The 12,935-nt window shown below is 39.5% G+C and carries 13 protein-coding genes and 1 pseudogene; 2 read left to right on the top strand and 12 right to left on the bottom strand.

The window, feature by feature from the left end; genetic code table 11:
• Window positions 1–9: 9 nt before the first annotated feature.
• The 11 genes and pseudogenes from SB717_RS14480 to SB717_RS14530 form a co-directional block, all read right to left on the bottom strand.
• Entirely contained in the window at window positions 10–930 is a 921-nt protein-coding gene (locus tag SB717_RS14480) for a DNA/RNA non-specific endonuclease (protein WP_410904022.1), read from the bottom strand.
• A gap of 743 nt (window positions 931–1,673) precedes the next feature.
• Window positions 1,674–2,219 carry a T6SS immunity protein Tdi1 domain-containing protein gene (locus SB717_RS14485; RefSeq protein WP_098600023.1) on the bottom strand — a complete coding sequence of 182 codons (546 nt, stop codon included), beginning with the start codon at window positions 2,217–2,219 and terminating at the stop codon, window positions 1,674–1,676.
• A gap of 13 nt (window positions 2,220–2,232) precedes the next feature.
• Window positions 2,233–2,703, bottom strand: coding sequence for a polymorphic toxin type 15 domain-containing protein (locus tag SB717_RS14490; protein WP_028413060.1), 471 nt, complete (start codon window positions 2,701–2,703; stop codon window positions 2,233–2,235).
• A 633-nt stretch (window positions 2,704–3,336) separates the two neighbouring features.
• Window positions 3,337–4,311 (bottom strand): annotated as a pseudogene (locus SB717_RS14495) (T7SS effector LXG polymorphic toxin); the annotation flags it as partial.
• 12 nt (window positions 4,312–4,323) lie between these two features.
• Window positions 4,324–4,581 carry a YwqI/YxiC family protein gene (locus SB717_RS14500; protein ID WP_013083474.1) on the bottom strand — a complete coding sequence of 86 codons (258 nt, stop codon included), beginning with the start codon at window positions 4,579–4,581 and terminating at the stop codon, window positions 4,324–4,326.
• Window positions 4,578–5,009, bottom strand: a complete 432-nt coding sequence (locus SB717_RS14505; RefSeq protein ID WP_013057382.1) for a YwqH-like family protein — start codon at window positions 5,007–5,009, stop codon at window positions 4,578–4,580. Before SB717_RS14505 ends, SB717_RS14500 begins: the two co-directional genes overlap by 4 nt.
• A 336-nt stretch (window positions 5,010–5,345) precedes the next feature.
• Window positions 5,346–6,740, bottom strand: a complete 1,395-nt coding sequence (locus tag SB717_RS14510) for an MATE family efflux transporter (protein ID WP_014459767.1) — start codon at window positions 6,738–6,740, stop codon at window positions 5,346–5,348.
• 153 nt (window positions 6,741–6,893) lie between these two features.
• Window positions 6,894–7,526 (bottom strand): HlyD family secretion protein, encoded by a 633-nt coding sequence (locus SB717_RS14515; RefSeq protein WP_410904023.1) that lies wholly within the window; start codon window positions 7,524–7,526, stop codon window positions 6,894–6,896.
• A gap of 29 nt (window positions 7,527–7,555) precedes the next feature.
• Entirely contained in the window at window positions 7,556–9,211 is a 1,656-nt protein-coding gene (locus tag SB717_RS14520) for an MFS transporter (protein ID WP_410904024.1), read from the bottom strand.
• 193 nt (window positions 9,212–9,404) lie between these two features.
• Entirely contained in the window at window positions 9,405–9,842 is a 438-nt protein-coding gene (locus SB717_RS14525) for a MarR family winged helix-turn-helix transcriptional regulator (protein ID WP_074680732.1), read from the bottom strand.
• Between the two features lie 117 nt (window positions 9,843–9,959).
• Window positions 9,960–10,721: an exodeoxyribonuclease III gene (locus tag SB717_RS14530; protein WP_074680730.1), complete on the bottom strand. Its 762-nt coding sequence runs from the start codon at window positions 10,719–10,721 to the stop codon at window positions 9,960–9,962.
• A 169-nt stretch (window positions 10,722–10,890) separates the two neighbouring features.
• Here SB717_RS14530 and SB717_RS14535 point away from each other — a divergent pair, with 169 nt between their 5' ends.
• Complete coding sequence (locus SB717_RS14535; protein WP_410904025.1) at window positions 10,891–11,049, top strand: hypothetical protein; 159 nt, start codon at window positions 10,891–10,893, stop codon at window positions 11,047–11,049.
• A gap of 104 nt (window positions 11,050–11,153) precedes the next feature.
• Window positions 11,154–12,413 carry an erythromycin esterase family protein gene (locus SB717_RS14540; protein WP_410904264.1) on the top strand — a complete coding sequence of 420 codons (1,260 nt, stop codon included), beginning with the start codon at window positions 11,154–11,156 and terminating at the stop codon, window positions 12,411–12,413.
• A 36-nt stretch (window positions 12,414–12,449) separates the two neighbouring features.
• On the opposite strand, the gene SB717_RS14545 is transcribed toward SB717_RS14540, so the two are convergent.
• The gene (locus tag SB717_RS14545) at window positions 12,450–12,923 is read right to left on the bottom strand and encodes a heme-degrading domain-containing protein (protein ID WP_410904026.1); all 474 of its coding nucleotides are present in this window, start codon (window positions 12,921–12,923) and stop codon (window positions 12,450–12,452) included.
• Window positions 12,924–12,935 lie beyond the last annotated feature (12 nt).

Genomic DNA, 12,935 nt, shown 5'->3' on the forward strand with positions numbered 1-12,935 from the left:
TATTCACTCCTAGTTTAGTATATTTATTCCCTCATATCTTCCGTCTATCTCATATTCAACGATAAATTCTGATGGCCTTTTATTATTTCCCTCGTATTTAATTTCAACATTAACTTTTACTTCTTTAGGAGGAGTCTCTTTTAAGGCTGTAGCCCATTCTTCTTCTATCTTTTTATATTGTTTTAGATTAACATCCGATAACTGTGAAACTAGATTATCAATTTTAGGCGATCCACCAAATCTATCACCTGCCAAATGGCCTGCATGATCTTGCCCTTTAACTTTACCAGGTGTATTTTTACTGTGTGGTAATCTTTCTTCTCTGTTTGTTAATTGTAAATTTTCTGTTTCAAATTTCACAAGTCTACCTGCATTATCTGTTTCATAGAAGTAGTCATACTCTCCTGTTATATATCTTATATTAGGCTTTAATCTATTTTTTCTTCCATTTGTATACTGTTCTCCTCTTCCCACGAATGTTTTAACTTCACTTTCTCCAGCTAAACGATTACCCGTACCCTTAGTATTCTTTCGAATTTGAGGCTCACTCACACGCTCTACTTTTACAGGCTTATCAACTTTCCGAACCGTCTCTACCTTAACCGAATCACCCAGCTTCTCCACATCACGCTTGGACATAAACCTTCCATCAGCTTTGCGATAGCGATTATGAACAGGATCGTAGGTCACCTTACCAATCATCTGCATCGTCTGTTTCTTCGCGTTCTGCAAGGTCTCTCTCACGGTCTGCTGGGCAAGTGCTGAACCTGCAGGTGCTAGCTCTGGCCCCAGTCTTGGCATACTGCTGTCTAGGATGTTGTTATACGTTTTATGTAGCGACTGTGCCCAAGAGGCCGGTGCATTTTTGACGCTTTGGTAGGCTTGCTTTGTGACGTTGGCAACGGCGCTTGTGCGAAGCGTGTTGCGCATGTTGTTGAGCTTTTCGGTTCCTTTGGTCGCAAGGCTTAGGCCTTTAGCTAATCCGACTAAGCTTCAATTGAAACAATGAAAAATAAAAACCCTTTGAAATTATATACCCTCAGATAAAAGAAAACATTTGCTGCCTATTGTAGACAATCAAGTGCTTTATAGTTAGCTATATAAAATAAGTCATAAGTTTTGGTATGCTCCATGTAACGAATAATTTTAGAATTTAAAATTCCATTCGGCCTAGTAAGTATACCTATTTTCCCAACAAAATATTGTTACACAATTCCTCAATAATACTTCTGGGTTAAAATGTAAAAAAGCACTCGTTGCCATAAGTGACAATCAAGTGCTTTAAGTTCATCTTTTTTTAAGTAGCGTAAATTTGTAAGTTTTGTAGTAACAGTATGATACCCTTTACATGTCATGATAACTACTACTTTAAAACTTACAAGTTTGTACGAGTTCGTTAGTTTCATGCTCATTCCATGTGTTTATATTCACCGCCATGTAAAATGTCATTTCGCCTAAGCTCGTACTTCGTTTTCTATTCTATCATTACACACATTACTCCATGATAGTACAACCATCATAGAATATCTATTTTCAAATACCCCATTATTTTTTCTATCCACTTCACATGTATTTTGTTTTTCATTTATTTATATATGTGTTAACATGTTTCATTATAATATTTGCTTGTAAAATATAAAATAAGTAGTAAGTCTAATTCATTTGAACGAACCTTATACCTCTACTGGCCCCATAAAACCAGTAATAATAAGAATATGTTCCTTCAATTTGACCTTTTTTAAGTTCTCTACTTTTTCTGCTCCACCTAACCCTAATAGAGGTGTATAACCAAAACACTCATCATACTCTAACTCATTGTATTGTTTAAGCGCTTCGGGATAAGGCTGCCAAGATAAATCTTCATCCCTGAATTCTAAATCAGCAATATTTTGAAAGAAAAATTCAAATGTAAACATAATGATTTTTACTATACCATACCTGTAATTAAGTAATCCAACATATCCATCCGACCAAATAACCAAGTCTCCCATACCTGTAGCAAACAATACGATTGAATCCTTAAATCTTGGACAACTCTCCTCCAAGATTTCTATAAATTCCTCTGGATTTACGCTTTTAAAATACCCTTGCATAAATGTACCAAATCCATAATTACTCCAAAAATTTATTACTTCATTTGGTACTAATTCTTTATACTTTTCAATGATTTCACTCGGAACTTTACTATGCAACTTAAAATCTTTTAAATATTGCTCCATCTAAACTCCTCCTTTAATGTGTTAACTTTACATTCAAATACGTATTTTTTAGTTGTTCTGTTGTCATGTTGTTTGCCATTTCCTCGATTTGTTTATCAACAATTTTGATTCTAGACCTCCATTGACTACCTATAGAGAAATTAACCCTCTTATCTCCCATTCCTCCTATTATTTCAGCTTTTCCACCTGCTATCTGGTCAGGGTTATGAAGTGCTGCTTGAGTATCTAACCATTCCTGAGCTTTTTTCTTTGCTTGCGATAACGTTATTCCTTCGCCTTGAAGTTCATTTACCTTTTGTGCATAAGCTTTTTGTCGAGCAATTTTTTGAGCTGCATTCCCTTCTTTCGCTCTACCTTTATCATTAAATCGCTCTCGATTTTCCTGGTATTCATGTACGGTTAATTCATTCATACCTTTTTCTTGATCCTTTAACTGTCTTGCAAATTCTTCTGAATCGAATTTAGTTTTGTAGTTAAATTTCACTTCAATTTCTTTTGTTCTAGGTATATTATCTAAATGCTTGACTTCACCCGTATCCTGTTGAATTTGACGTTCACTCACACGCTCTGCTTTTACAGGCTTTTCAATCATCTGCATCGTCTGTTTCTTCACATTTTGCAAGGTCTCCCTCACCGTCTGCTGGGCAAGTGCTGGACCAGCCGGCACAAGTTCTGGCATGAGTCTTGGTATACTGCTGTCTAGGATGTTGTTATACGTTTTATGTAGCGACTGTGTCCAAGAGGCCGGTGCGTTTTTGACGCTTTGGTAGGCTTGCTTTGTGACGTTGGCAACGGCGCTTGTGCGAAGCGTGTTGCGCATGTTGTTGAGCTTTTCGGTTCCTTTGGTCGCAAGGCTTTGTCCCATTTTCCCCGCTACCTTCGTAGAAAGCGCCCCAGCTCCAGCAATTCCTAATGCTTGCAGAAGACTTGCTTTACGCTGTTCTTCACTGATTTTATTCCCGAACATGTCGCGTCCGGTCATATATTCTCCTAGCCCGTTTGCAGCCACAAGACCGTAGAGGCCTTTTTCGGTTTGCTCCAGGACTTTGAAGGATTTGGCGGATTTGTAGGCGTCTAAGGCGTGATCCGCTGCGCTTAGACCTTTAGCCGTTTTGTAGATGGCTTTTCCGCCTTTTGCGGCTCTTCCTACCCAGCCGACAACCGGAATGAAGCCGGCTGCTGCCATGGCTCCCGCTGCGACGCGCTGTGAGGTGGAAAGTTTTTCACCCGTAACAGGGTCTACGCCTTCTGCTGCTCGTTTATAATCATAATATCCGCTGACCTCTCCTGTAAAGGTAGAAACCGCGTCCCACGTTTTTTCATACCACGGCTTGTTTGCTTCTTCTTCTTGCTTTTTTTCCAGCTCGTATACTTCTTCTTGCTGCTTGTTATAGTCAACATATGAAGTTGCATAGTCGTTTAGCTTTGTTTGAACTTTATACAGCTCGCTGTCGTGATAGGCTTTTTCGTCAAAGGCAAGCTGATAGACACTTCCTCCTTGACTCGTAGCAAGCTCTAAGCCGCTTACTAGCGTATCCACTACCGCATAGAAGTCGTCCATTTCGCTGTATTCTTTTGACCATTCAGCGTCTAGCTGGTTCACTGCTTCAATTGTATCGGTGCGTTTTTTCTCTGCTTCTTCTATTTTATCGTTAAACTCACTCGTTGAAAACGCTGAAATAGAGACGATATCATCGATGCCGTTTAAAATACTCTGCAGATCTTCGTGCTGCTGCGCAACCATTTCTTTAGCATTGCTATTGGCGTTTTTTAGCTCTGTTTCTAAAAATGATTCATCTACAATCGTGCTTCCTGATAGCTTTGCTTTTTCAGCTTTAACGTGAAGCGTTGAAAAATAGCTTTGCTGCATTTTAATTAAGTTTTCCCACTGTCCGGCCGTATCGGCGTGCTGCTTATAAAAAGATTTTATATTGTCAGCGCCTTTTCCTTCTAAGCTGCCTTCTAAGTCCGCTACGCCCTGCAGCGCTTTTTTCAGTTCACCCAGCTGGCTGAGTAACTCATCGTAGGCTTTTTCCCTGTCTTTTGCTACATCAAACAGTGCTTTTGCATCGTATACCTTTCCCACAGTCATCCCCCTTTGCTGCTACGAATGGATAATAGATTCGTCTTGTTCTTTTAGTAAGTCTACATTAGATTTTGTATCTTTTACGTTTTTGTTTAGTGCTTTTATATAAGTAGAAATAAGCGTTTGAATTTCTTCTTCGCGCGCTTCCCATTTCTCTGTAGTATCAAGGCTGTTTTTTCCAAGGTCAGGCATTTTGCTAATGGATAAATTTCCAATCGCTGTGCTGACTGCTTCAAGCTTTTTGATAACGTCAGCGTGATCAAGCTTAATTGTCATGAAAACAGCCCCCTTCTAATTTCACTAATCTTGTTTTCTACTGCGTCATAGGCTTCTTCACCTTTAGCTAATAAAGAATCCGCTTCTCCAATAACGGCGTTCAAGCCGCTCAAAGCTCCTTTTTCAGCTTCTAGCGCCCATATCTTTGTTTCAATTTCACGAATGTATCCATCGTAATCACCGTCTAAAATGCCTTTTATGTTGTCGTAGGCTGCCGTACGTTTTTCGTCAAAATCATCCGATAACGTGCCCGTCCATTTGTCTCCCAGCTCAGGCTTTTTGATGTGTTCAATTTCTTTTAATGAAACAGCTTGTTCATGCTCAATTTTACTTTTAGCCGTTCTTAGCTTAGAAATTTTCCCTTCTACATCTGAGACTCTTCCAGATACTTCACCCAGCAGTCCGTCTAATACGCTTCCTAACCCCATATCGTTCCTCCTGTTCCGCACATTTCAAGTTCAATCCAATAATTATAAGTATAAAATTTGTCTCATTATAGCTAAATAGGAAAAAACTCTCTTTTTTATGCTTCTAGTTTTATGAATTGAGATAAAAATGGAAAATCAGAGAAAAAAGACTCATGTCTAAATACGTCATCCAACCATATACCGTTATCTAAAACAAAGAATAAGTAGAATAAAACCATTTCTTTGTACCCATACCCGTTTTTTCCCACAAATTAAAGCTTTTTGCGTAAAAAGACCAACTTCACTTCGTTTTTTTACACAGCAAAAAACCTCTGCACATCCTGCAGAGGTTTTGTTTTATACTTGAACCGGCGTTGGTTCTTCAGCTGTTTGTTCGTGCTGTATAAGTCCGTAGTTTTCCCATGCTCGGCTTTTCCAGCGGAAAAACATAATAACTGCGCGCGTCCATTCATCGGCTGCGATGGCAAGCCAAATGCCAGCGAGCCCCATGTCTAAATGGAAAACGAAGAAATAACCGAGCGGCAAGCTCATCATGACCATCGACATCGCACCAATTAACACCGGATATTTGGCATCTCCCGCTGCCCGCAGCGAGTTAATCAGCACAATGTTCATCGTTCTTCCCGTTTCAAGCACAATGCTCAGAAGCAGCACTGTCGCCCCAAGCTCAATGATATGCGGATTGTCTGTAAACACGCTGATCAGCTGTGTTCTGAATGTCATCACAAGAACAACCATCATCATCGTTACGGCACTGGCCCATTTGACGCTTTTCCATACGCGATGGTACGCTTCATCTTTTTCGTTTCCGCCTACTAAACGGCCGACAATAATCGCTGTACCCATTCCAATTGCAATGGCAAATAAGTAAATGAACATTGAAATATTCATCGCGTACTGTCTCGCAGCAAGTGATTCTGCTCCTAGGTAGGTTGCATAGTATAAAAAGACAATTTGACAGCCTTGATACATCACTTGTTCAAAAGCCGACGGAATACCGATTTTTAAAATTTTACCGATATATTCTTTTGAAAGCGTAATGTAGTATTGAAATTTCACTCTATATTCCATCACTTGATACAGCAGCCAAAAGAACACAATAAGGGCAACGAATCGGCTGAACGCAGATGAAATCGCTGCTCCTTGCACGCCCATTTCCGGAAAGCCGAACTTTCCGAAGATTAAAGCATAGTTTCCTGCAATATGAAAAATGTTCATTCCAAGTGAAACAAACATTGCCTGCTTCGTAAAGCCATGTACGCGAATAATCGCTGCAAGAGAGTTAATAATCGCTTGAAGAAAAATAGCTCCTCCGACGATGGATAAATAGCTTTGTGCATACATCAGCACATCACCTTGTAAGTTCATCGCTTCCATCATATGCCTTGAAAACAAAAGAAAACCCGCGCTAATGACTAGCCCGACTCCTAAATTTAACGTAACGGCCAAAGCAGAAATCTTTGACGCTTCCATATACCGTTTTGATCCTAAATACTGAGAGACAACAATTGCCGCCCCGTTACCAATGACCTCTAATACCAAAATCGCAATGTGAAGGTATTGATTGGCTGCTCCGACTCCTGATACGGCATCATCCGATAGCGCACTTAGCATAAAGGTATCAGCAATCCCCATTAACATAAAAAGAAACACTTCTAAAAAGATCGGCCACGTTAAGAAAAACAAATTCAGCTTTTCTTTTGGCCCTTTTTTTGTTTCGACCGCGGTCATCCCATCACCTTCTTTACCGATATCCAATTTCAAACAAGAAGTATCTTACCACACATTTCCTTTGTATACATCCCCTTTTTAGCACATTTTTTATTTTATTTGTTTAGGCATAAAAAAAGCCGCTCCCTTGAAGGAAGCAGCTTTTTTCCGTTATTAAATTGAAATTTTCACTTCTGCGTTCATACCTGGAAGAACTTTATCTGATGCATCATCGATTGAAATTTTCACCGGTACTTTTTGCGTTATTTTTGTGTAGTTTCCTGTATTTTGAGCAGGAAGCATAGAAGACACTGAGTTTGTTGCGCGGCCGATTGCTTCAACATGACCTTTAAAGACTTTACCTGAATCTCCGTCCACTGTAATATCGACGCTATCTCCTTCTTCGATATCACCTAGGTCTGTTTCTTTAATGTTTGCTGTGATATAGATTTTAGATAAATCAGCTGTTTGTGCTAACACATCGCCAGCTTTTACTAATTGATTTTGAGATGCGTTGTTTTTAATGATTGTTCCGTCAATCATAGACGTTACGTCTGTTGATTTGTCGCCTTCTTTTAAGCTTCCAACAGAGTCACCTTGAGAAACGCTATCTCCTTCTTTTGCATTCCATTCGCTCAACTGACCGTTAGCTGAAGCCATAACTTGTGAAAGCGGTGCTTCTACCTGCGCTTCATCGGTTTTAACGTAATTTGCTTTTTCGTAGAAATAATATCCACCAAAACCTACTAGTAATAAAATCACAATGATTCCAACAATGTTAGTAACCAATAAACGACTTTTACTCATCGGAATTCCTTCTTTCTATAGTTAGTATATTATACAGATGTTTCTTCTGTTTGAGGTGCCGGCAGCATTTTTCTTTCTTCTTGCGGCTCAGCTTTTTCTTGCACCTCTTCTTTTTGAACAAGAATTCTATTTTTACCGCTCCACGCTTTACTTAGTGAAGCAATGAGCATAATTACGCCTAAAATACCAAGCATGAAAAATAAGTTATGATACGCATGTAAAATCGACGCTTTTTTAGCGCCTGCTACAACAGCCGTCACTGCCGATGTCTTTGCGTCCGCTTGACTCATTCCCATACCCATATAGCGTTTGATCATTTCAGACAGCTGCAGCTTCACCTGAGGATCTACTGAGCTAATTTGTCCTCGAAAATCTTCATAATAAATCGCGTTTTGTCGAACAACAAACCATCCTATTACAGGTGCTACGATGGCTCCTAGTAAATTTCGAATGGAGTGCAGTGAAATCGAACGCATGGAAGCTTGATGTAAATCTCCGGCTAGTGCCGCTCCTAGCGCGCCAGATACCAGTGCCATACTAACACCCATACCAAAGAGCATAATGTGAACATACAAGCTCACTAGTGATGTATCAGCTGATACGTTCACCCAGCTAAATCCCACAATGACAATAAGAAGTGATCCAATCGCTCCAAGGTAGCCTGGGCCAAACTTGTCATACAAGAATGTCGTCGCAAATGCTGAAATCAGTACCCCAATAAAGAAGTACAAATAAAAATAAGAAAGCGTAGTGTACGATGCATTTTGCACATTTTGCATGACGCCATTAATACCTGCGATTGCTAAGATGTATGCCATATGACCGCCAATGGCCATAATTGTACCCGCAACTGGTTTTACAGCTAGCAGCGATTTTAATGGTACTAACGGATTTTCAGCCGCTAAATCCACTAAAACAAAAATGACAACTAACCCTGCTGCAGCCAATAAGAACGGCCACACTTGGATAGAAGCAAATCCTTCGTATCTTAGTTCATACAGTGGATAAACTAATAAAATCATAAGAAGGCTAAGAATAAAGATACTTTTCTTATCCACTGGACGCTCTTCTTGCTGAGTTGGATCATGAGCGGGTAATACCTTATATCCGATAAACAGACAGACAAGAGAAGCAAGTATTCCTAAAACAAACACCCAGCGCCAATTATCCATGCTAAGAGATACAGCACCTAAAAAGGCTCCAATCGCCGTTGAACCGAACAGTCCGCCGATCGCTAACACTAAAAAGAAGTTTCGGATTTTATTCGGAAACGAGATCAGCGCAGCTGGAATAATGGTTAAAAACAGCATTCCTGAGCTTAAGCCTTGAATCAGACGACCAAGGGATAAAAATGCCACATTTTCAGAAAAAACGTTGATAATCGAACCTGCTAAAAAGACTAAAACGAACGTTAAGTATGCTTTACGTACGCCATATTTTTTCGCAAGCATCGGACCAATTGGTACCCCAAGTCCAAATGCCAAGTTAGAAATAATAGATGGCAATAGTAAGCTTTGTGTACTCGCATCAAATCGATTTTGAATCAATACTTGATTGACCGTGTAAGATAAATTCAAAAAATACTGAGGGCCAATTGAAAATAGCGTTAAAATCGCCATAATTAAGTATTTAGGTACGCTTAAACCTTGTTTGTCGGAGGCTACTGCTGGATTATTCTGACTCATATTTATTCCTCCTTTTATTAAATTCTTTTCATATGACTAACAATTCCTTACATATTTTATTGTACAAGTTGTATCATGCAAGTTATAGCAGCACTACATATTATACATCTTTTAATGAAGAAATCAACTTCTTTGTTTCAACTTAAAAAGACTATTTTTCAATAGCCTTTTTGTTTATCTATATGTATTCGCTTTAACATCCATTGCTGCGCCATTTTTTAAAATTATGATTCAAGCGGGATAAGCTTTTTTCCAGTACTAAAATCTCTTCTTCCGACCAATCTTCTAACACTTCAGCATAGGCTTGTTTACGCTTGCTTTGTACATGCTGCAAAATATCTTTCCCTGCATCCGTCATTTCAATTAAACTAATCCGCCCATTTTCTGGACTTGGAAAGCGACGAACAAACTGTTTAGTCTCAAGCGCAGATACTTGCCGGCTAGCTGTAGATAAGCTCAGCTTTAAATTTTCAGCTAATGCATTAATCCCGAGCGGACTGCGCTGATCTAGCTCGCTTAACAGTAAATATTCAGACCGGTCCAAGCTTCCAAGCTTGGGACTGTGCGTCGTTGTTAGACGAACAAGCAGCGCAATTTCGTGCTCAATGGTTTGCAGCGAGTCTCGCTTCACCTCTGTCTCCCCCTTTATCTCCTAGAACATTCTGTACTTTTCGATATGTTTACTATACCGCAACCGTTCGCGTGAACCAACCTTTTTTCCGTTTTTCTTCTATTATATAGAAAGATATCATAGATGGGATACATTTAATTCTAGCATCACAGGACAGTGGTCGCTTCCCATTACATGCGGATGAATAGCAGCTTCTTGAATAACATCTTTGATTCTCTCCGATACGATAAAATAATCAATGCGCCATCCGATATTCCGTTCTCTCACTTTGTTCATATACGACCACCACGTATAGGCTCCTTCTTGATTCGGATACAAATAACGAAATGTATCAAGAAATCCGCTAGCAAGAAGCGTCGTCATTTTCCCTCGCTCTTCTATGGTAAAACCAGAATTTCCTCGGTTTGGCTTTGGATTACGCAAGTCAATTTCTTCGTGTGCTACGTTTAAGTCTCCGCATAAAACTACCGCTTTACGGCTATTTAATTTTTTTAAGTACACGAGCAGATCATCTTCCCATTGAAGCCTTTCTTCAAGCCTCGCTAAGTCTCTTTTAGAATTTGGCGTATACACATTTACTACATAGCATTGTTCAAACTCAAGCGTGATAATACGTCCTTCATCTTCTGATTCTTTATCCACACCGTATGAAACCGATAAAGGCTTCTGCTTTGTAAAAACAGCCGTTCCGGAATAGCCTTTTTTCACGGCGTAATTCCAGTACTGATAATATCCTTCTAGCTGCAAATCAATTTGTCCTTCCTGCAGCTTCGTTTCTTGAATACAAAATACATCCGCATTCACTTCTTGAAAATAATCTAAAAATCCTTTTCGCACACACGCACGAATGCCATTTACGTTCCACGAAATCAACTTCATAAACTCTTCACGTTCTCCTCACTTGATTTATGTATCAGTGTTTAGTTTAGACAATTTTTTGCATGAGTTCAAATAATTTAAAGGATACACTTCTTTTTAAGGTATTCCTGATATTTCTTCTTATTTTATTTTCTGTACCTCAAACACTAGATATAAGAGGTGAAACATAATGTCAACAAACCACACGTATGAAAATAACGAAGAAGTTTCTGCTGTTTCTAAAAAAGAAGAGCACCCTACTAAAGAATGCAAAACACAGAATCAAACAGCGCTTACTAAAGAAGATTTTTCTTTAAATGATTCTGCCATTAAGCACTTTAGCAGGTAATTCATAAAAATAAAAACGCGTTTACTGGTAGCAAGACTTGTTGTACGAAGCTCTTGCTATCCATTTCTTAAAAACAAGGTGATCATATGCTAAAAACCAATCAAATGATAGAAGCCAATCAAATGATAGAAGCCATCAAAAAATATTCCATCCCTTTTGCTGATGTCGATGACTTACTGCCGCTTATTAACAAATCAAGCCGCGCTCAATACGTACTTCTCGGTGAAGCATCTCACGGTACATCTGAATTTTACAAAATTCGAGCAGCTATTACGAAAGAATTAATTCAGCATCATGATTTTTCCTTTATAGCAGTGGAAGGAGACTGGCCTTCGTGTTTTGAAGTTAATCGCTATATTAAAGGATATACAACTCAGTACGCGAATGCCGAAGATGTCTTAAAATCTTTTAACCGCTGGCCTTCATGGATGTGGGCTAATCAAGAAATAAAAGAATTGATTGAATGGCTTCGTGATTATAACAACAACTTACCAGCACATCAGCCGAAAGTAGGTTTTTACGGCTTAGATGTATACAGCCTGTGGGAATCGATGGAAGCTATTATTGAGTACTTAGAAAACAACCACGCTTCCGATGCAAAGAAAGCGAAAAAAGCCTTTGGATGCTTTGAACCTTTTCATCGCGAAGCACAGATGTACGGAATCTCTTCTGCTCTTTACGGAAAAAACTGCATGGTAGAAATCTTAGAGCTTTTACAAACCATTCAGCAAAAAAAAGATACCTATACTCATGAGCCTGAGGCTGCGCTTAGTATGCAGGTAAATGCGCTGGTAGCAAGCAATGCTGAAGCTTATTATCATACGATGATTACCAACGACAATGAATCGTGGAATATTCGCGATCGTCATATGGTAGAAGCTTTAAAATATATTCAAGCTTACTACAAAGATAGCGCTAAAGGCATTGTATGGGAGCATAACACTCACATCGGAGATGCAAGAGCAACGGACATGAAAAGCAGCGGCATGGTGAATGTAGGTCAGCTTACCCGTGAAGAATACGGACCGAAGCATGTTTACGCCGTCGGATTCGGGACTCATCACGGCACGGTCATTGCTTCCGATAGCTGGGGTAATCCTCAGCAGGAGTTAACCGTTCCTCCAGCTATAGAAGGAAGCTGGGAAGATACCATCCACCGAGCAGGTGCTTTTGATCAATATCTCATGTTTACAGAGGAAAACCAAAATTTTTTTCATTCAACGATAGGCCACCGCGCCATTGGTGTTGTATATGACCCAGAGATTGAACAATACGGAAATTATGTTCCTTCTCGCTTGTCAAAACGATATGATGCTTTTATTTATGTAGAAAAAACACACGCCTTATCGCCACTCATCTTTTAATTAAATAAGCGGACTTCCAATGAAGTCCGCTTATTTTTATTGCAAAAAGCTACGAATTGTATCGGTCACCAGTGCATGATCTTCTTCTTGTGACATGCCTGATACGGTAATGCTTCCAATTACACCGACGTTTTTAACCGAAATCGGAAATGACCCGCCTACCGCTTCGAATTCCTGAGGGTTCGCTGCATAAAACTGCGCGTAAGAACGATCTTTTAACTCGCAGTACAGCTTCATATAATACGAGCTGTGATGGTGGCGAAGAACAGTATTTGATTTTCGTTTAATCCATTCTTCATGATCCGGAATCGCCCCTTCCATCGCATGATGAAAAAGTGTTTGACCATTTCGTTTAATACTTACAGTTACTGCCTTACCCTTGCTTTTTGATTCATTAATAATGGCCGTGCCGATCCGTAACGCCTGGTCATTTGTAAATTGATGAAAGATTAGTTCTTTTTCCTGCTGAACTACTTTTTCAAGCAGCGTCTCTACCGAATGATTACTCACTGTTTCTCGCTC

It is taken from the genome of Priestia sp. SIMBA_032 (assembly GCF_046535215.1).
Classification (GTDB): Bacteria; Bacillota; Bacilli; order Bacillales; family Bacillaceae_H; genus Priestia; species Priestia aryabhattai.